The sequence below is a fragment of the Kitasatospora sp. NPDC048365 genome (assembly GCF_043200835.1).
Classification (GTDB): domain Bacteria; phylum Actinomycetota; class Actinomycetes; order Streptomycetales; family Streptomycetaceae; genus Kitasatospora; species Kitasatospora terrestris.
This window is the reverse complement of record NZ_JBICYJ010000004.1, coordinates 234856-252965: the sequence shown is the minus strand read 5'-3', so window position 1 is coordinate 252965 and position 18110 is coordinate 234856. Positions and strand designations below refer to the sequence as shown.

Below are 18110 nucleotides of genomic sequence, written 5' to 3'. Positions count from 1 at the left end.
TTCCGAGCCCTGCGAGTTGTTGGTGACCGACCTGTCTGCTCCGCACCGTCCGCGCGCCGGGGCGCGCCGTCGGCTGCGCTCCCTGCGGGTGCGCCTGATCGCGGTGTTCGCCGTGGTGGCGCTGGTCACCGCGGTGTCCGCGTCCGGGATCGCGTACTGGCTGAACCGGGACGCGGTCCTCAAGCGCGCCCAGGACACCGCGTTGAACGACTTCCGGGTGTCGCTCACCCGGAACGTCTCCGCGCTGCCGCTCGACGCCTCCTGCCAGGAGCTGGCCAACCTCGCCGTGCAGGTCGCGAGTTCGGGCCTGAACTACGACGTGGTGGTGGTCGACGAGGCGCACCCCGAGTGCGTGGCCTCCTCCGACCCGGGCCGCTTCACCACCGCGCAGGTCCCGGGCCCGCTGGCCACCCAGGTCGGGCGGCCGCGGGAGATCGGTCCGGGCAACCCGTACGTCTACCACCTGTATTGGCAGCGGGTGAACCTGGACGGCCCGTACGTGGTCGGCGGGACGAAGGTGGTGCCGACCGGGCCGACCGCCTACATGTTCAAGTCGCTGCAGAACGAGCGGGCCGATCTCAACACCCTGGGCTGGTCGTTGGCGATCGCCACACTGCTCGCGCTGATCGGCTCGGCGCTGCTGGCGCAGGCCGCGTCGGCCACCGTGCTGCGGCCGGTCAAGCGGCTGGGCGAGGCCGCCCGACGGCTCGGCGAGGGCGAGCTGGACACCCGGCTGGAGGTCGAGGGCGGCGACGAACTCGCCGACCTGGCACGGACCTTCAACCGGGCCGCGGAGTCGCTGTCCGAGCAGGTCGCGGAGTTGAGCGCGCGCGAGGCGCAGTCCCGGCGGTTCGTCGCCGACATGTCGCACGAACTGCGCACCCCGCTGACCGCGATGACCGCCGTCACCGACATCCTGGAGGACGAGGCCGACTCGCTGGACCCGATGATCGAGCCGGCCGTCCGGCTGGTGGTCAGCGAGACCCGGCGGCTGTCCGACCTGGTGGAGAACCTGATGGAGGTCACCCGCTTCGACGCGGGCACCGCCAGGCTGGTCGCCGACGAGGTGGACATCGCCGACCTGATCATGTCCTGCATCGACGGGCGCGCCTGGTACGACGCGGTGGAGGTGGACGCGCCGCGCGGGGTCCTCGCCGTGGTCGACCCGCGCCGCCTGGACGTGGTGTTCGCCAACCTGATCGGCAACGCGCTCAAGCACGGCGGCTCGCCGGTGCGGGTGAAGGTCCGGGAGGCCGACGGCTCGGTGGTGATCCAGGTCTCCGACAGCGGACCCGGCATCCCGGAGGACGTGCTGCCGCACGTCTTCGACCGGTTCTACAAGGCCGACAAGGGCCGGGCCCGCTCCGAGGGCAGCGGCCTGGGCCTGTCCATCGCGATGGCCAACGCGCAGATCCACGGCGGCACCATCACCGCCGCCAACGGACCGCAGGGCGGCGCGGTGTTCACCCTGATCCTGCCGCTCACCCCGCCCACCGCCGACCCGGACCGGGCCGAGAACCCGAAGGAGGGCACCCAGTGACCCCCGGCCGTACCCTCCCGATCGCCGTCCTCGCCCTGCTGGCCCTGGCCGGCTGCGGGATCCGCCCGACCGCCGTACCGGTGGACGCGGGCGCCCCCGCCAGCCGGACGGCCTGCCCCAACCCGGTCCAGGTCCCCAGCGTGGCCACCGCCGCGGCGCCGACCCCGGTCCCGTCCGTGGCGCCGCCCGGGACAGCCGCGCCCGGCGAGAGCGGCGGCGTCCCGTCCACCGGCCCCGCGGTCACCGCCGCCACCACGCCGGCCGGCAAGACGCCCGGCCCGCCGAAGTCGCCGGCGCCGGTGTTCAGCGCCTCCCCCAGCGCGTCCGGCAGCCGCTGCCCCTGACCGGCCTGCCCTGGACCGGCGCGCCCGTGCCCCGGTGCGCGACGGCGCCCCGTGGCCGGGCGGCCCGGCATCCGGGTGACGCGGTCACCGGTGGGAACCGGTCGGAAGCGGACCGCGTCCTCCGGTACGTGCACCGACATGGCACCACCGCGCGTACCGGCGTTCCGACCGGCGACCGACCAGCGGGACCGGGAGCGTCCCGACCGCTGCGAACGACGGCACGGGTCCTGCTGGCGCTCCACCTGCTGCTGCTCGGCTGGCTGACGCTCCGCCCGCTGTCGGTGAGCTGGACCTACCCGGCCAACCTGACCCCGCTCGCCTCGGTCGAGCAGGCGCTGGCCACCCGCGGTCTCGCCGGTGCCGTCCAGCTCGCCTCCGGACTGCTGCCGCTGGCCCCGGTCGGGGTGCTGCTGCCGCTGGCCGGCGGGCGGCTGCGGGTGTCCTGGTTCCCGTCCCTGCTGCGCACCACGGGCACGGTGGCGCTGCTGGCCACCGGGCTGGAGATCCTCGGCGGCTCGGTGCCCGGCCGCGTCCTGAACGTGGACGACATCCTGCTGGGCACCCTCGGCGCGGCGCTGGCCCATCTGACGGTGGTCCCGGCGGTCCGGACCACACTGCTGCACCGCCGCGAGCGCGCGGCCCACGGCCCGGCGGCCCAGGCCCCGGCGAGCCACGTCCCGGCGGCCGACGGGCCCGCCGACGACCGGGGCCGGTCCCGCGGGCGGCGCTCGGCGCTGCCCGCGGGACCGGCCCCGTCGTTCACCGGGCTCAGCCCTTCAGGTACTTCGCCGCGTCGATGACCTGCGCGGCCGCGGGAGCGGTGACGGCGACCGGCTGCTGGAAGTCGGAGAACGTCATCGTGCTGGGCTCCTTGCCGGAGATGGAGAGCTGCAGCAGGTAGGGCTCGCCCTCGGCGGCGAAGGCCACCTCGGACTTCTCGCCGTCGGCCGCGTCGGTGACCACGACCGCCTTGAGGGAGCCGACCTGCTTCGGCGCGCCCTTGACCGCACCGGCGGTGTCGTCGGTGCCGTCGTCGTTCTTGCCGACCTTCTTCAGCGACTCCAGGCCGAGGTCGCAGAAGGTGGCGAGGTCCTTGAGGCGGGGGCCGTTCGCGTCGCCCGCCAGGTACTTGCCGGCTCCGGCCTTGGCCGCCTCCGGAGCGATGACCTGCCAGAACTTGGCGTCGGGCTTCAGCCAGATCTTGCCGCCGGTGCGCAGCAGCTCGAAGGCGCCCTTGTCGCCGTAGGTGACCTGGCCGACGCAGTTGCCGGTGGCGTCCTGGGCGACCGTGCCGGTGAGGTGGAGGCCCTCGCTGGTGAGGTCGAAGGTGAGCTTCACCGAGGTGGCCTTGGCGCTGGCCTCCTGGCCCTTCTTGATGATCTCGGCGGCGGTGAGGTCGCCGAGCGCGGGGGCCTTGCTCGGGGCCGCGGAGGCGCTCGGGGCGGCGGCGTCGGTGCTCTTCTTCGCGTCGGTCGGGCCGCAGGCGGTGAGGCCGACCAGGGCGGCGGAGCAGACGAGGGTGGCGGCGAGGAGCCGGGGTGCGTGCATGGTGCGGGGTGTCCTTGAGGTGGTGCCTGGTGCCCCGGGGGTGCGGGGCACGCGGAGTCTGGCAGTCCGGGGTGGCCCGTCGGTCGCCGGGGCCCGCCGCTTTACGAAGCCTTTGCCCTCGCCCCCGGCCTGCCCCCGGCCCGCCCCCCGGCCCGCCCGCGGGAGGGCGGCGGAGAGCGCGGGGTCCGGGGCGGGGTGTCAGGGGCCGCCCCTGAGTCGTCCCTGAGGGCGGGGTCGGCCTGCCCGGTGATACCTCGGGGGTGCGGATCGGCATGTGGGCTGACGATCGCGCGGGCCGCGGCCGGGAGTATGGAGTCATGCCCACCGGAGAGTCCGGACGGGGCCAACACCTCGGAGTGACCGATGAGTTCGCTTGCCCGCCCCCGCCACAACCGCGTCATCGCCGGCGTCTGCGCCGGGCTCGCCAAGCGCTTCGGCATGACGCCGTGGACCGTCCGGATCCTGTTCCTGCTCTCCTGCCTGCTGCCCGGCCCGCAGTTCCTGATCTACCTCGCGCTGTGGCTGATCCTCCCCCAGGAGCCGTGACCCGCCCGGGGGGGGCGATCCGCCCGGGAGTGACCGGGAACGGGCCGAGGGCCGCTGCCGCGCACGTCGCGCGGGAGCGGCCCTCGGCCCGTTGTGCGGGGAGCGGGCGTCAGCCGCCGAGGCCCGGCAGGGACGGGGCACCGCCGCCGGTCGGGCTCAGCCCGCTGAGGGTGCCGACCACGCCGCCGACCGGGGTCTTGGCCAGGCCCTGGCCGCCGGGGACGGAGTCCAGGCCGCCGACGCGGTTGGCGGCGGCGGGAGCGGCCGGCATGGCGGGCATCGCGGCGGCCGGGTCGGCGAGCGGGGTCTGCGCGGCCGGGACCTGCTCGACGGGGGCCTGCGCGGCCGGCGCCTCGGCGGCGGGGGCCTGCGCGGCCGGGGCCTGCTCGACGGGAGCCTGGGCGGCCGGGGCCTGGGCGGCCGGCGCCGGGGCCAGCGGAGCGGCCACGTCCGGGTTGAGCGTGCCGGCCACCTGGGTGACCTGGTCGCCGCCGGGGACCTTGGCGACCGCACCGGTCGCGGCACCGGTCAGGCCGGGGTTGGTCAGCGCGCTGGTCGGCAGTCCGAGACCGCCCGGGGCGGCGGCCGAGGCGGAACCCGCGGCAACGACGGCGATCGCGGCGCCCAGCGCAGCCGTACCGGCAGCCTTCAGAGTGGCCTGCTTCATGTGTGCGTCCTCGAGTCCTGGTCGGGCCCCGGCGTTCGGACGGCGCCTGGGACGCCGATCGTCACGCCGAGTCATCAATGACTGGCCCACCGTAGTGACAAGCGAGCGCACGGATCAAAGACGCGTCACCCCCAGGACTGAATAGTCGGATGAGCGTCGGGCTCTCGGCGGCAGCCCGACGCCCCTCCGGTCCGGGTCAGGCGCGCGGGCTGAAGAGCCACTCCGCCTTGAGCTCGGCGTAGCCAGGCTTGATCACGTCGCTGATCATCGCGAGCCGCTCGTCGAACGGCAGGAACGCGGACTTCATCGCGTTCACCGTGAACCACTCCATGTCGCCCAGGGTGTAGCCGAAGGCGTCCACCAGGTGCTGGAACTCCTGGCTCATGCTGGTGCCGCTCATCAGCCGGTTGTCGGTGTTGACGGTGACCCGGAACTTCAGCCGGCTGAGCATCCCGATCGGGTGCTCGGCGTACGAACTCGCGGCGCCGGTCTGCAGGTTGGAGGTCGGGCACATCTCCAGCGGGATCCGCTTGTCGCGCACGTACGCGGCCAGCCGGCCGAGCCGGACGGTGCCGTCCTCGGCGACCGTGATGTCGTCGACGATCCGCACGCCGTGGCCGAGCCGGTCGGCGCCGCAGCACTGCAGGGCCTCCCAGATCGACGGCAGACCGAACGCCTCGCCGGCGTGGATGGTGAAGTGGTTGTTCTCGCCCTTGAGGTAGTCGAAGGCGGCCTGGTGGCGGGTGGGAGGGTAGCCCGCCTCGGCGCCGGCGATGTCGAAGCCGACCACGCCCTGGTCGCGGTGGCGGTTGGCGAGCTCGGCGATCTCCTGGGAGCGGGCGGCGTGCCGCATCGCGGTCAGCAGGGTGCCGACCCGGATCCGGTTGCCCCGGGCCCGGGCGTTGGCCTCGCCGAGGCGGAAGCCCTCGTTGACCGCCTCCACCACCTGGTCGAGGGTGAGGCCGCCCTCCAGGTGCTGCTCGGGGGCGTACCGCACCTCGGCGTAGACCACGCCGTCGGCGGCCAGGTCCTCGGCGCAGTCGGCGGCGACCTTGACCAGCGCCTCGCGGGTCTGCATCACGGCACAGGTGTGCGCGAAGGTCTCCAGGTAGCGGACCAGCGAGCCGGAGTCGGCGGCCTCCCGGAACCAGACGCCGAGTTCCTTCGGGTCGGTGGTGGGCAGGCCCTCGTAGCCGCAGGCCGCGGCCAGTTCGACGATGGTCTCGGGGCGGAGCCCGCCGTCCAGGTGATCGTGCAGGAGCACCTTGGGGGCGCGGGCGATCTGCTCGGGGGTGGGAATGCGCGGGGCTGCGGTACCCGCGGTGGCAGGGATCTGCTTCTCCATTGCGAGAGTGTAGCTCCTACGCGCGTAGATTCCCACTCGCCACACCACTCTCGCCTCATGTCGGAAAATTCCGACGCTTGACCTGTCGGAAATCTCCGACGTATTGTCCGGACGTGGCCACCGACGTCTTCAGCGCTCTCGCCAACCCCGTCCGCCGCCGTCTGCTCGACGCCCTGCTCGACGGACCGCGCGCCGCCGGCGACCTGGCCGGACGCTTCGAGCTCAGCCGCCCCGCCGTCTCCGAACACCTCCAGGTCCTCCGCCAGGCCGGCCTGGTCCGCGAGGAGCCCCGCGGACGGCAGCGCTACTACCACCTCGACCCCGCGCCACTCGCCCAGGTCGGCGCCTGGCTGCACCCCTTCGAGCACTACTGGCGCGGCCGGCTCACCGCCCTCGCCGACCTGCTCGACGCCGAACCGACCCCCACCGAGAAGGACACCCCCGGATGACCGAGCCCCGCACCACCATCGAGCTCGACCGCTTCCTCCCGCACCCGCCCGCGAAGGTCTGGCACGCCCTCACCGACCCCCGGACCCACGCCCGCTGGTGGGCGGCGGGCGACATCCGCGCCGAGGTCGGCCACCGCTTCACCCTCGACATGGGCCCGTGGGGCGAACAGCCCTGCGAGGTGCTCGCCGTCGAACCCGAGCGCCTGCTCCGCTACTCCTTCGCCGAAGACACCCTCGACACCACCCTCACCTGGCGACTCGTCCCCGAAGGCACCGGCACCCGCCTGCTGCTCGAACACGCCGGATTCGACCTCGACTCCCCGCTCGGCCGCAGCGCCCTCGACGGCATGGGCCACGGCTGGCCGCACGTCCTCGACCGGCTGGCCGCGACCCTCGCCGAGTGACGCCCCCGGGCGGCGCGCAGCGCGACGGTCCCGCGGCGTGCAGCGCGGTTGTCTTCGCGCGGCGCGCCGGTCAGTCGTGGTCGAGGAGGCGGCCGCGGCGGGAGAGGACGAAGTCGCGGAAGGCCGTCGCCGGAGGCGTGAGCGGGCGGCCGGCGACCCAGGCCAGGCCGATCGCGCGGCGGGTGCGCGGGGCGGTGACCTCCAGTTCCACCACGCCCGGCCGCGGCACCAGCGCGGGCGGCAGCAGCGCCACCCCCAGCCCGGCCGCCACCAGGCCCCGCAGGGTCTCCGCCTCCTCCCCCTCGAACGCGATCCGCGGCACGAACCCCGCCTCCGCGCAGAAGCCGTCGGTGATCACCCGCAGCCCGTACCCCTCCTCCACCGCGACCCACGGTTCCTGCGCGACCTCCGCGAGCCGGATCCGGCGGCGTCCGGCGAGCCGGTGGTCGGCGGGGACGACCAGGTGCAGCCGCTGCTCGTCGAGCGGTCGGGCGACCAGGTCGGGGGCGTCCGGCACCGGGGAGACCAGGCAGAGGTCCAGCTCCCCGGCGCGCAGCCGTTCCAGCATCGCGGCGACGTAGTCCTGCACCAGCTGGAACCGCACCCGCGGGTGCTCGCTGCGAAAGCCCCGCAGCAGCGCGGGCACCGCGTCCGTCCCCATGGTGTGCAGGAAGCCGAACGCCACCCGCCCGGCCGCCGGGTCGGCCTCCGCCCGGGCGGCGTCGGCGCCGCGTTCCAGTTCGGCGAGGGCCCGCTCGACGGAGCCGAGCAGCAGCCGGCCGGCCCGGGTCAGCCGTACGGTGCGCCCCTGACGGGCCAGCAGGTCGACGCCGAGCTCGGCCTCCAGTCGGGCGACCGCCCGGGAGAGGGTGGGCTGCGGCATGCCGAGCAGTTGGGCCGCCTGGGTCACGTGCTCCAGTCGGGCGACCGCCGCGAATTCGGCCAACAGCGGTGCGAGGCGGGTCACATCGGCCTCCGGGCCGAGCTCGGCGAGGCGGACCGGCTGCGAGCTGCTCTCATGCGTCACGGTATGGATCTTCCCCCATCCATGCATTGGACGCATCAACGACGCGGGCCCTACGTTCGATCCATGCAGCCCTCCAGTACCGGGGCGCCCGCCAGACCGGGCGCCTCCACCCCGTCGTCCCCGCCCTCGGAAACCGACCTGCGCCACCGCCCGGGCGACCGCGCGTTCCGCCGCGCCAACCTGGCGCTGTTCGCCGCCGGTGTGGCCACCTTCGTCCTGCTGTACTCCACCCAGGGCCTGCTGCCGATCCTCTCGGCCGACCTCGACCTGACGCCCGGCCAGGCCGCGTGGACCGCCTCCGCCGCCACCCTCGGCCTCGCCCTCGCCCTGCTCCCGGCCAGCGCGCTCTCCGACCGGTACGGCCGCACCACGGTGATGACCGCCTCCACCGTCGCCGCCTCCGGCATCGCACTGCTGCTGCCCCTCGCCCCGAACCTCACCACCCTGGTGGTGCTGCGCGCCGTCCAGGGCGCCGCGCTCGCCGGACTGCCCGCCACCGCGATGGCGTACCTCGCCGAGGAGATCCACCCGAGCGCGCTCGCCTCCGCGATGGGCCTGTACGTGGCCGGCAACTCGATCGGCGGCATGGGCGGCCGGCTGGTCTCCGGCTGGGCGGCCGCCGCCTGGGGCTGGCGCTGGGGGCTCGCCGTCTCCGCCGCGCTCGCCCTGCTCGCCGCGCTCGTCTTCCGGCTGCTCATCCCCCGCGCCCGCAACTTCCGGCCCGCCCCGGTGGACGCCCGCGCCCTCGCCCGCACCGTCGGCACGCACCTGCGCAACCCGCTGCTGCTGCGCCTGTACGCCCTCGGGATGCTCTTCATGGCGGTCTTCGGCGCCGTCTACAACACGGTCGGCTACCGGCTGACCTCGGCGCCCTTCAACCTGCCGCAGTCGCTCGCCGCCTCGATCTTCGTCGTCTACCTGGTCGGCACCGCGTCCTCCGCCTCCGCCGGGCGCCTCACCGCACGGCTCGGCCGCCGCGGCACCCTGTACGTGGCCATCGGCACCACCGCCGCCGGCCTGCTGCTCTCGCTGGCCGGCTCGCTGGCCGCCGCGCTGCTCGGCCTGGTCCTGATCACCGCCGGCTTCTTCGCCGGCCACGCGACCGCCTCCTCGGCCGTCGGCCGCACCGCCACCCACGGCCGCGCCCAGGCCTCCGCGCTCTACCTGATCACCTACTACCTCGGCAACAGCCTCGGCGGCACCCTCGGCGCCGACGCCTACCACTCCTCCGGCTGGGACGGCGCCGCCGCGGTCGGCCTGGTCGCCATGACCCTGGCCGCAGGTATCACCCTCTACGCCACCCACCGCGCCCACCACGCCCACCACGCCCGCCACGCGACCGCCTGAGGCGACCCCGCGACCCGCCGGTGCGAGGCACGTCCGCCGGACGTGCCTCGCGTTCGACGCCGCCGGACGGCTGCTCAGCGCAGTTGGCCGAACCAGCGCACGACGGCCGCCGTGCCGGCGACGTTGGAGCCGAGGTGCCTGGAGCCCGCGAAGTCCGGGGCACCGAGGTCGACGACGGCCACGTCGACGCCGTGCGACCGCAACGCGGCCTCGCAGTGGTCGGTGTTGGCGTCGGCCGCCTGCTCGTCCGCGTCGGCCGCGTACAGGCGGACCGGGACACGGGGCGCCCAGTCGCAGGTGCTGTCGGCCACCCGGAGTGCCTCGGCCAGTCGGCCGGTCGGGTTCCGCAGCATCTCGAAGCCGTGCGGGGTGAGCAGCGCGTCGATGGCGTCGGGGGTGCCGGCGAAGAGCTGCGGACCGGTGTGCGCACCGTCGAACAGCGCCTCGACCGTGCTGCTGTACGGCGCCCGGAAGACCTCGTCCGGAGAGTCGTACAGGTGGTGCAGCCGGTTCCAGGCGACGAGAAGGTACGCCGCGTACAGCACACTCGACTTCGGGTCGAGGGACCCGTCGAGCAGCGCCGGCAGCTCGGCGTGCCGGAAGTCGTAGGCGCCACTGACCGGTGCGACGGCTTCGAGCCGGAACCACCGGTCGTCGCCGGCCTGGAGTGCCCGTGCGAGTCCCATCGCCGCCGAGGCGCCCTGGGAGAACCCGGTGACCAGCACGTCGTGCCCCAGCGCCCGCCCCGTCCGTGGAACGAAGGCGCGGGCGGCCCGGAGCATGTCCAGGGAGGCGGTCGTCTCCGACGGCACGTCCATCCAGGGATGGAGTCCCGGGCCCGTGCCCAGACCGAGGTAGTCCGGGGCGACGGCGGCGAACCCGGCGGACGCGTACGTGACGGCGGGTGAGGACACGAACCCGACCTTGACCATGGAGGACGGGGCGTCGGGCCGGTAGCTGGCGGTGCCGTGGGTGAATGACACCGTCCGCAACTCGTGGTCGCCGCCACGGGGCAGCACCAGCAGTCCGCTGGCGGTGGTCGGTCGGCCGCCGGGGTCCACGGTTCGGTACACCAGCCGGTAGGCGTCCACTCCGAACCGGACCGCGCTCCCGTCGTACCCGGCCGCCGCCAGTGCCGCGGCGGCATCCTCCTTCGCGGCCAGGGTGGTCACGTGCTGGACGGAGACCAACCGTCCGCGGTCGCTCCGGTGCGCGGTGTCCGCCGAGGCGGCTCCCGCCGTCAGGGTCGCAGTGGCCAGGACCGCCAGGGCAGTTCCGATGTTCAGCCGGCGGAGCACGCGCCGGAGCTTGCCTGCTGCATCTGTGGATTCCATGGCGCCGACGCTACGTACCGTCACCCTCGCGCCACAGCCCGGCCAGCGGGTGTATCCATCCTGATGCTGGCCCTACCGCGACATCACGCGCTGCCGCCGTCGCTGGACTCCGAGCATGAGCATCGACACCGGTGCGTACGCCCGCTTGCGCGAGATTGCGGATCGGCTTCAGGAGGTCCCGGGGATCGGGAAGATCGAGATCGCCGGCGGCATGATCACCCTGGCGCCGTCACCGGCGACGAGTTCCTGCTCGACCGGCTGCTGCCCGTCTGATCCACGCGCGGACGGCCGCACCCCCGGAGCGGGGGCGCGGCCGTCGGTGGTCGTCGCGTGTCAGGCGATGCGGTCGAGGACGATCGGGTCGGCGGTGAAGGCGGTGCCGGCCGGGCTGACGGTGATGCCGGTGGTCAGCGCCTCCAGCGCGTAGTCGAAGCGCTCGGGGGTGTCGGTGTGCAGGGTGAGCAGCGGCTGGCCGGCGGTCACCTCGGCACCGGGCTTGGCGTGGATCTCGACGCCGGCGCCGGCCTGGACCGGGTCCTCCTTGCGGGCGCGGCCGGCGCCGAGGCGCCAGGCGCAGACGCCGACGGCGTAGGCGTCGAGTTCGGTGAGGACGCCGCTCGCGGGGGCGGTGACGACGTGCTGCTCGCGGGCGACGGGGAGGGTGGCGTCGGGGTCGCCGCCCTGGGCGGCGATCATGCGGCGCCAGTGGTCCATGGCGGAGCCGTCGCGCAGGGCGTCGGCGGGGTCCTTGCCGTGGACGCCGGCGGCGGCGAGCATCTCGCGGGCGAGCGCGAGGGTGAGCTCGACGACGTCGGCGGGGCCGCCGCCGGCGAGGACCTCGACGGACTCGCGGACTTCGAGCGCGTTGCCGGCGGTGAGGCCGAGCGGCACGGACATGTCGGTGAGCAGGGCGACGGTGTTGACGCCGGCGCTGTTGCCGAGGCCGACCATGGTGCGGGCGAGTTCGCGGGCGTCGTCGAGGTTCTTCATGAAGGCGCCGCTGCCGACCTTGACGTCCAGCACCAGGGCGCCCGTACCCTCGGCGATCTTCTTGGACATGATCGAGGAGGCGATCAGCGGGATGGCCTCGACGGTGCCGGTGACGTCGCGCAGGGCGTAGAGCTTCTTGTCGGCGGGGGCGAGGCCGTCGCCTGCGGCGCAGATGACGGCGCCGGTGGTGCGCAGGACGTCCATCATCTCGTCGTTGGAGAGCAGGGCCCGCCAGCCGGGGATGGATTCGAGCTTGTCGAGGGTGCCGCCGGTGTGGCCGAGGCCGCGGCCGGAGAGCTGCGGGACGGCGGCGCCGCAGGCGGCGACGAGCGGGGCGAGCGGGAGGGTGATCTTGTCGCCGACGCCGCCGGTCGAGTGCTTGTCGGCGGTGGGGACGCCGAGCGCGGTGAAGTCCATCCGCTCGCCGGAGCGGATCATGGCGTCGGTCCAGCGGCTGATCTCGCGCGGGTTCATGCCGTTGAGCAGGATCGCCATGGCGAGGGCGGACATCTGCTCGTCGGCGACCTCGCCGCGGGTGTAGGCGTCGATCACCCAGTCGATCTGCGGATCGGTCAGTTCGCCGCGGTCGCGCTTGGTCCTGATGACGGAGATGGCGTCCATGGTGTTGTACTCCCGGAGGGTGGGTCAGAAATGCGAAGAGTGCCGCGGGATGTCCTGCTCTCCCGCGACACTCTACGCGCGTAACAACCTCAGCGACTAGAGCCGCTCCGGCCCGAAGGCGTCGGGCAGCAGTTCGCTCATCGGCCGCACCCCGGAGGGCAGCTCGACCAGCAGCTCGGGGCCGCCGTGCTCGAACAGCAGCTGGCGGCAGCGGCCGCACGGCATCAGCAGCTCGCCGGCGCCGTCCACGCAGGTGAACGCCACCAGCCGGCCGCCGCCGCCGGCGTGCAGCGCCGAGACCAGTCCGCACTCGGCGCACAGCCCGAGCCCGTACGAGGCGTTCTCCACGTTGCAGCCGGTGACGGTGCGCCCGTCGTCGACCAGGGCGGCCGCCCCGACCGGGAACTTGCTGTACGGGGCGTACGCGTGCGCCATCGCGTCCCGCGCGGCCTCGCGCAGCCGCGCCCAGTCGACGGCGGCCGTCACTTGCCCTCGCCCTTGCGGTAGATCTGGCCGTCCGCCTTGGGCATCCGCAGGCGTTGCGAGGCGAGGGCCAGCACGACCAGCGTGATGACGTACGGGGTGGCGACGATCAGCGGGCGCTGGACGGTGTCGGTGAGCGCGTACCACAGGCCCAGGCCGACGGCGACGACCGCGCTGATCACCGCGCCGGTGAACTTGCGGCGGTAGAGCTGCCAGAGCGCGAGCAGCGCCATGGCGATCGCGATGACCAGCAGCAGGACGTGGACGTTGTCCGCGTCGCGCAGCTGGAGGCTGTCGGTGAAGCCGAACAGGCCGGCGCCCATGGCGAGGCCGCCGGGCATCCAGTTGCCGAAGATCATCGCGGCGAGGCCGATGAAGCCGCGGCCCTGGGTCTGGCCGTCCTTGTAGAAGTGCGCGGCGACCAGCGAGAGGTACGCGCCGCCGAGGCCGGCGAAGGCGCCCGAGGCGACCACCGCGTAGTACTTGTACTTGTAGACGTTGACGCCCAGCGACTCCGAGGCGGTGGGGTTCTCACCGCAGGAGCGCAGCCGCAGGCCGAACACCGTGCGCCAGAGCAGGAAGTAGGTGACGACCAGCAGCACGGCGGCGATCACCACGACCACCGACAGGTTGGTGACCAGGCCGGCGAGGATGCCGGCGACGTCGGAGACCAGGAACCAGTGGTGCGACTCGATGCTCTCCAGCCAGCTGGAGAGACCCGGGATCGTGATCTCGGGCAGCGGGTCGGCCGGCGGGGACTGGTTGGCGCCCGCGCCGTTCGCCACGTAGTCCTTGTAGTAGATCCGGTTGACGTACGCGCAGATGCCGGGGATCAGCAGGTTGATGCCGACGCCGGAGACGATGTGGTCGACGCCGAAGGTCACGGTGACCAGCGCGTGCAGCAGACCGCCGAGCGCGCCGCCCGCCATGCCGGCCAGCAGGCCGACCCACGGGTTGACCAGGTAGCCCGCCCAGGCGCCGCAGAAGGTGCCGGCGACCATCATGCCTTCGAGGCCGATGTTGACCACGCCGGCCCGCTCCGACCACAGACCGCCGAGACCGGCCATCGCGATCGGCACGGCCGAGGAGAGCGCCGCGCTGATCTGCCCGGAGGAGGTCAGGCCGTAGTTGCCGGTGTACGCCTCGACCGCGGAGACCAGCACCAGGGCACCGGCGATCAGCAGCAGGACGACGGGCCAGGTGATCTTCCCGCGCTTGGCGGGAGCCCCGCCCGACTTCGGCTTGGTGGCAGTTGCCGTACTCACGCCGAGACCTCCTTCTTGGCGGCCGCGGCGGCCTGGGCGGCGAGCTCGGCGCCGACCTTCTGCTGCTGGCGCTTCAGGCCGTAGCGGCGGACCAGCTCGTAGGCGACGACGACGCAGATGACGATGGTTCCCTGCATGACCGCGACGATCTCCTGCGGGTAGTCGCCGCGCAGCGGCAGACGGGTACCCGCGACGTCGAGGAAGGCGAACAGCAGCGCCGAGAAGACGATGCCGATCGGCGTGTTGCGGCCGAGCAGGGCGACCGAGATGCCGATGAAGCCGAGGTTCAGCTGCACGCTCTGGCCGAAGTAGTACGAGTGCTGCAGCAGCTCCGGCAGGCCGATCATGCCGGCCAGCGCGCCGGACACCACCATGCTGGTGATGATCATGCGCTTGACGTTGACGCCCGAGGCCTTGGCGGCCGTCTCCGAGCGGCCGGTGGCGCGCAGGTCGAAGCCGAACCGGGTGCGGCTCAGGGTGAAGTGGAACAGCACGCCGATCGCGATGGCGACGAAGATGAAGCCGTACAGGTCGCCACCCGCGGTCGGGATGGTGAAGAAGTGGCTGGACTGCGAGACCGGCGCGGTGTTGATCGCGTTGCTGCTGCCGCCCTTCGCCGGGGCGAAGACGCCCGGGACGAGCAGCAGGCCGACCACCGCGGTGGCGATGGCGTTCAGCATGATGGTCGAGATGACCTCGCTGACGCCGCGGTAGACCTTCAGCAGGGCGGCGATCGAGGCCCACAGGCCGCCGACCAGCATCGCGGTGATCAGCAGCAGCGGGATCTGCAGCACGGCCGGCAGGTCGACCTGGCTGCCGACGTACGCGGCGAACAGCATGCCGAGCCGGTACTGGCCCTCGACGCCGATGTTGAACAGGTTCATCCGGAAGCCGAAGGCGGCGGCGCAACCGGCGACGTAGTACGTGGTGGCCCGGTTCAGGGTGAGCACCTGGCCGTCCGAGGCGGTGCCGTAGTCCCACATCACCTGGAAGGCGTTGAACGGGTCCTTGCCGGAGATCGCCAGCAGCACGCCGCAGATCACCGCGGAGAGCAGCACCGCGAGCACCGGCGCGGCCAGGGCCAGCAGGATGCGCTCGCCGTCGAAGCGGTCCTTGAAGGACGCCTTCGCGGCGGAGTTCTCAGTGGTCATCGGGTTACTCCCCCGCCTGCGGGTCGTCGGCGGTGTCGGTCGGACCGTCGGACTGGGTCTCGGTGCCCTCGGCGGCGACGGCCTGGGCCTCGGCGACCGCGTCGGGCTCGGACTCGATGTGGCCGCGGGCGGCACCGGTCATCGCGGTGCCCAGGTCCTCCGCGGTGACGGTGGCCGGGTCGGCGTCGGCGACCAGGCGGCCGCGGTAGATCACCTGGATCCGGTCGGACAGGCCGATCAGCTCGTCCAGGTCGGCGGAGATCAGCAGCACCGCGAGGCCCTCGCGCTGCGCGACGCGGATCTGCTCCCAGATCTGCGCCTGCGCGCCGACGTCCACGCCGCGGGTCGGGTGGGCGGCGATCAGCAGCTTGGGGTGGTGGCTCATCTCGCGGCCGATGATCAGCTTCTGCTGGTTGCCGCCGGAGAGGGAGGCCGCGGTGACCTCGATGCCGGGGGTGCGGACGTCGTACTCCTCGACGATCCGCAGGGTGTCCTTGCGGGCACCGGCCGGGTCGAGCAGCACGCCCTTGGAGTTGGGGGTCTCGGAGACGTGGCCGAGGATCCGGTTCTCCCAGAGCGGGGCCTCCAGCAGCAGGCCGTGCCGATGGCGGTCCTCGGGGATGTAGCCGATGCCGGCCTCGCGGCGGGCCCGGGTGAGGGCGCCGGTGAGGTCCTTGCCGTCCAGCGAGACGCGGCCGGCGTCCAGCGGCAGCATGCCCATGACGGCCTCGACCAGTTCGGCCTGGCCGTTGCCCTCGACGCCGGCGATGCCGAGGATCTCACCCTTGTGGATGGTCAGCGAGATGTCGTCGAGGACCACGCGCTCGATGCCCTCGGCGTCCGGCTTGGCGATCCGCAGCGCGTCGACGGTGAGCATCTCGGTGCTGGTGACGGTCGACTCGCGGGTCTGCGGGGAGGGCAGCTCGGCGCCGACCATCATCTCGGCCAGCTGGCGGGCGGTGACGCTCTGCGGGTCGGCGTCGCCGACGGTGGTGCCGCGGCGGATCACGCTGATCGCGTCGGCGACCGACAGCACCTCGTGCAGCTTGTGCGAGATGAAGATGACGGTGACGCCCTCGGCCTTGAGCTCGCGCAGGTTGCCGAAGAGCGCCTCGACCTCCTGCGGCACCAGGACGGCGGTGGGCTCGTCCAGGATCAGGATCCGGGCTCCGCGGTAGAGGACCTTGAGGATCTCCACGCGCTGGCGGTCGGCCACGCCGAGATCCTCGACCAGGGCGTCGGGCCTGACCCCGAGGCCGTACTGGTCGGAGATCTCACGGATCTTCGCCTTGGCCTTGGCTCCTATCCCGTGCAGCTTCTCGCCGCCGAGGACGACGTTCTCCCACACGGTGAGGTTGTCCGCGAGCATGAAGTGCTGGTGCACCATGCCGATGCCGCGGTCGATGGCGTCGCCCGGGGTGTTGAACTCGACCTGCTCGCCATTGATGGTGATGGTGCCCTCGTCCGGCTTCTGCATGCCGTAGAGGATCTTCATCAGCGTCGACTTGCCCGCGCCGTTCTCGCCCATCAGGGCGTGCACGGTTCCGCGCTGCACGGTGATGTCGATGTCGTGGTTGGCCACGACTCCGGGGAAGCGCTTGGTGATACCGCGCAGTTCGACGGCCGGTGTCGCCGTCCCCGCGCTGGGGAGTCCGCCCGGGAGGGCGGGGTCGGAGCCGGTGATGGCGATCTCCTCGTGGTCGTCTGGCGCATCGTCGCGCTGGAGAGATCTACGGACGGGGAACGGGATGGGGCCCGGGGGATGCGCGGGGTGCGCATCCGTCCGGGCCCCTCCCTGACTCTCCGTCATTCATACCCGCTGCCGGGCGGCAGCCGGTGGAGGTGGGGCTTGGATCAGCCCTGCGGAGCGGTCGGGATCTTGGTCTGGCCGGAGGTGATCTTCGCGGCCGCGTCGTCCAGCTGCTTCTTGATGTCGTCGATGTGACCGCCGGTGGTGGCCAGCGAGACGCCGCCCTGGGCCAGGTCGAAGTTCTTCACACCGGTGATCGGGTTGCCGTTCTTCACGGACTCGATGTACTTGAAGACCGCGACGTCGACGTTCTTCACCATCGAGGTGAGGATGCGGGCGCTGTACTTCTGCAGGGCCGGCTGGGCGGCCTGGTCCGAGTCGACGCCGATGGCCCACTTGTTGGCGCCGGCGACGGCCTCGATGGCGCCGTTGCCGGAGGAGCCGGCGGCGGAGTAGATGACGTCCGCGCCCTTGTCGAGCTGGCCCTGGGCGGCCTGCTTGCCCTTGCCCGGGTCGGTGAAGCCCGAGAAGTCCGGCGGGGTGGTGAGGTAGGTGACCTCGACCTTCATGTTCGGGTCGACCGAGTGGACGCCCGCGACGTAGCCGGCCTCGAACTTCTTGATCAGCTCGGACTGGACGCCACCGATGAAGCCGACGTGCTTCGCGGTGGACTTCAGGGCGGCGGCGACACCGGCCAGGTAGGAGCCCTGCTCCTCCGAGAAGGTCAGCGAGGTGACGTTGGTCGGCTGGTCGGCCGACGCGGAGTCGATGATCGCGAACTTGACGTTCGGGTTGTCCTTCGCGACCTTGTTGACCGCGTCCTGGTAGACGAAGCCGACGGCGATGACCGGGTTGTAGCCCGACGAGACCAGGTCCTTGAGACGCTGCTCCTTGTCGGTCTCGGCCTCACCGGTCTTGGCCTCGGCCTCGTAGACCGTGGCGCCCAGCTCGTTCTTGGCCTTGTCGAGACCGCGGGCGGCGGAGTCGTTGAACGACTGGTCGCCACGACCGCCGATGTCGTAGGCCATACCGACCTTGAGGCCGGAGGCACCGGCGCCGGCGGAGGCGGAAGAGGAGCCGGAGGACGAGTCGCTCTTTGCGCCGCAAGCGGCGAGCGAGGCGATGCCCAGGGAACCCGAGAGCACAACCGCGGCGAGCTTCATTGAACGGCGCAAGGGAGTTTCTCCTTCTCACACACCCGTTTGGCGTGGTCGAGCGCCACCGTAACGCGCGTAGAACACGGTTGTGTTACGGCCTGCAAGGCCATCCGGGTTGTTATCAAAATGTGGTCGGACGTCC

General features: G+C 72.7%; 18 protein-coding genes. 7 read left to right on the top strand and 11 right to left on the bottom strand.

Annotation, left to right across the window (positions count from 1 at the left end; all coding sequences use genetic code 11):
- Positions 1-31: 31 nt before the first annotated feature.
- The 3 genes from ACGFX4_RS05970 (at position 32) to ACGFX4_RS05960 (ending at position 2684) form a co-directional block, all read left to right on the top strand.
- The gene (locus ACGFX4_RS05970) at positions 32-1540 is read left to right on the top strand and encodes an ATP-binding protein (RefSeq protein ID WP_393070724.1); all 1509 of its coding nucleotides are present in this window, start codon (positions 32-34) and stop codon (positions 1538-1540) included.
- Positions 1537-1884, top strand: a complete 348-nt coding sequence (locus tag ACGFX4_RS05965) for a hypothetical protein (RefSeq protein ID WP_393070642.1) — start codon at positions 1537-1539, stop codon at positions 1882-1884. Before ACGFX4_RS05970 ends, ACGFX4_RS05965 begins: the two co-directional genes overlap by 4 nt.
- Positions 1885-2012: 128 nt before the next feature.
- The gene (locus ACGFX4_RS05960) at positions 2013-2684 is read left to right on the top strand and encodes a VanZ family protein (protein WP_393070641.1); all 672 of its coding nucleotides are present in this window, start codon (positions 2013-2015) and stop codon (positions 2682-2684) included.
- On the opposite strand, the gene ACGFX4_RS05955 is transcribed toward ACGFX4_RS05960, so the two are convergent.
- The gene (locus ACGFX4_RS05955; protein WP_393070639.1) at positions 2653-3432 is read right to left on the bottom strand and encodes a hypothetical protein; all 780 of its coding nucleotides are present in this window, start codon (positions 3430-3432) and stop codon (positions 2653-2655) included. The two genes, ACGFX4_RS05960 and ACGFX4_RS05955, sit on opposite strands and share 32 nt — an antisense overlap.
- A 363-nt stretch (positions 3433-3795) precedes the next feature.
- Between ACGFX4_RS05955 and ACGFX4_RS05950 the strand changes: the two genes are divergently transcribed.
- Positions 3796-3978 carry a PspC domain-containing protein gene (locus ACGFX4_RS05950; protein WP_393070637.1) on the top strand — a complete coding sequence of 61 codons (183 nt, stop codon included), beginning with the start codon at positions 3796-3798 and terminating at the stop codon, positions 3976-3978.
- A 109-nt stretch (positions 3979-4087) separates the two neighbouring features.
- Here the strand turns inward: ACGFX4_RS05950 and ACGFX4_RS05945 are convergent, their stop codons facing one another.
- Together ACGFX4_RS05945 and ACGFX4_RS05940 are read right to left on the bottom strand one after the other, a co-directional pair.
- Positions 4088-4645 (bottom strand): hypothetical protein, encoded by a 558-nt coding sequence (locus tag ACGFX4_RS05945; RefSeq protein WP_393070635.1) that lies wholly within the window; start codon positions 4643-4645, stop codon positions 4088-4090.
- 196 nt (positions 4646-4841) lie between these two features.
- Complete coding sequence (locus ACGFX4_RS05940; protein ID WP_393070633.1) at positions 4842-5990, bottom strand: adenosine deaminase; 1149 nt, start codon at positions 5988-5990, stop codon at positions 4842-4844.
- Between the two features lie 113 nt (positions 5991-6103).
- Here ACGFX4_RS05940 and ACGFX4_RS05935 point away from each other — a divergent pair, with 113 nt between their 5' ends.
- Positions 6104-6439 carry an ArsR/SmtB family transcription factor gene (locus ACGFX4_RS05935; protein ID WP_393070632.1) on the top strand — a complete coding sequence of 112 codons (336 nt, stop codon included), beginning with the start codon at positions 6104-6106 and terminating at the stop codon, positions 6437-6439.
- Positions 6436-6843 carry an SRPBCC domain-containing protein gene (locus ACGFX4_RS05930; protein WP_393070630.1) on the top strand — a complete coding sequence of 136 codons (408 nt, stop codon included), beginning with the start codon at positions 6436-6438 and terminating at the stop codon, positions 6841-6843. The genes ACGFX4_RS05935 and ACGFX4_RS05930 overlap by 4 nt, the downstream gene beginning before the upstream one ends.
- A 70-nt stretch (positions 6844-6913) precedes the next feature.
- Here ACGFX4_RS05930 and ACGFX4_RS05925 read toward each other — a convergent pair whose 3' ends face one another.
- Positions 6914-7870 carry a LysR family transcriptional regulator gene (locus ACGFX4_RS05925; RefSeq protein WP_393070628.1) on the bottom strand — a complete coding sequence of 319 codons (957 nt, stop codon included), beginning with the start codon at positions 7868-7870 and terminating at the stop codon, positions 6914-6916.
- 63 nt (positions 7871-7933) lie between these two features.
- On the opposite strand from ACGFX4_RS05925, the gene ACGFX4_RS05920 reads away from it, so the two are divergent.
- A complete protein-coding gene (locus tag ACGFX4_RS05920; RefSeq protein WP_393070626.1) occupies positions 7934-9217 on the top strand; it encodes an MFS transporter in 1284 nt (427 codons plus the stop codon).
- 74 nt (positions 9218-9291) lie between these two features.
- Here ACGFX4_RS05920 and ACGFX4_RS05915 read toward each other — a convergent pair whose 3' ends face one another.
- The 7 genes from ACGFX4_RS05915 to ACGFX4_RS05885 all read right to left on the bottom strand — a co-directional run bounded on the left by ACGFX4_RS05915 (position 9292) and on the right by ACGFX4_RS05885 (position 17986).
- Positions 9292-10551, bottom strand: a complete 1260-nt coding sequence (locus tag ACGFX4_RS05915) for an alpha/beta hydrolase family protein (RefSeq protein ID WP_393070624.1) — start codon at positions 10549-10551, stop codon at positions 9292-9294.
- 333 nt (positions 10552-10884) lie between these two features.
- Positions 10885-12162, bottom strand: a complete 1278-nt coding sequence (locus tag ACGFX4_RS05910; protein WP_345697466.1) for a thymidine phosphorylase — start codon at positions 12160-12162, stop codon at positions 10885-10887.
- A gap of 96 nt (positions 12163-12258) precedes the next feature.
- The gene (locus tag ACGFX4_RS05905; protein WP_393070622.1) at positions 12259-12648 is read right to left on the bottom strand and encodes a cytidine deaminase; all 390 of its coding nucleotides are present in this window, start codon (positions 12646-12648) and stop codon (positions 12259-12261) included.
- A complete protein-coding gene (locus ACGFX4_RS05900) occupies positions 12645-13910 on the bottom strand; it encodes an ABC transporter permease (protein WP_393070620.1) in 1266 nt (421 codons plus the stop codon). Before ACGFX4_RS05900 ends, ACGFX4_RS05905 begins: the two co-directional genes overlap by 4 nt.
- Entirely contained in the window at positions 13907-15061 is a 1155-nt protein-coding gene (locus tag ACGFX4_RS05895) for an ABC transporter permease (RefSeq protein ID WP_393070618.1), read from the bottom strand. Before ACGFX4_RS05895 ends, ACGFX4_RS05900 begins: the two co-directional genes overlap by 4 nt.
- Positions 15062-15065: 4 nt before the next feature.
- A complete protein-coding gene (locus ACGFX4_RS05890) occupies positions 15066-16871 on the bottom strand; it encodes an ABC transporter ATP-binding protein (protein ID WP_393070616.1) in 1806 nt (601 codons plus the stop codon).
- Between the two features lie 44 nt (positions 16872-16915).
- The gene (locus ACGFX4_RS05885; protein ID WP_393070614.1) at positions 16916-17986 is read right to left on the bottom strand and encodes a BMP family protein; all 1071 of its coding nucleotides are present in this window, start codon (positions 17984-17986) and stop codon (positions 16916-16918) included.
- Between the last annotated feature and the right edge of the window lie 124 nt (positions 17987-18110).

Excerpts from the sequence above, each read along its gene's own strand:
- ACGFX4_RS05955 (WP_393070639.1), bottom strand. The coding sequence starts at position 3,432 with ATGCACGCACCCCGGCTCCTCGCCGCCACCCTCGTCTGCTCCGCCGCC.
- ACGFX4_RS05950 (WP_393070637.1), top strand. The coding sequence starts at position 3,796 with ATGAGTTCGCTTGCCCGCCCCCGCCACAACCGCGTCATCGCCGGCGTC.
- ACGFX4_RS05945 (WP_393070635.1), bottom strand. The coding sequence starts at position 4,645 with ATGAAGCAGGCCACTCTGAAGGCTGCCGGTACGGCTGCGCTGGGCGCC.
- ACGFX4_RS05940 (WP_393070633.1), bottom strand. The coding sequence starts at position 5,990 with ATGGAGAAGCAGATCCCTGCCACCGCGGGTACCGCAGCCCCGCGCATT.
- ACGFX4_RS05930 (WP_393070630.1), top strand. The coding sequence starts at position 6,436 with ATGACCGAGCCCCGCACCACCATCGAGCTCGACCGCTTCCTCCCGCAC.
- ACGFX4_RS05920 (WP_393070626.1), top strand. The coding sequence starts at position 7,934 with ATGCAGCCCTCCAGTACCGGGGCGCCCGCCAGACCGGGCGCCTCCACC.
- ACGFX4_RS05915 (WP_393070624.1), bottom strand. The coding sequence starts at position 10,551 with ATGGAATCCACAGATGCAGCAGGCAAGCTCCGGCGCGTGCTCCGCCGG.
- ACGFX4_RS05910 (WP_345697466.1), bottom strand. The coding sequence starts at position 12,162 with ATGGACGCCATCTCCGTCATCAGGACCAAGCGCGACCGCGGCGAACTG.
- ACGFX4_RS05895 (WP_393070618.1), bottom strand. The coding sequence starts at position 15,061 with ATGACCACTGAGAACTCCGCCGCGAAGGCGTCCTTCAAGGACCGCTTC.
- ACGFX4_RS05890 (WP_393070616.1), bottom strand. The coding sequence starts at position 16,871 with ATGACGGAGAGTCAGGGAGGGGCCCGGACGGATGCGCACCCCGCGCAT.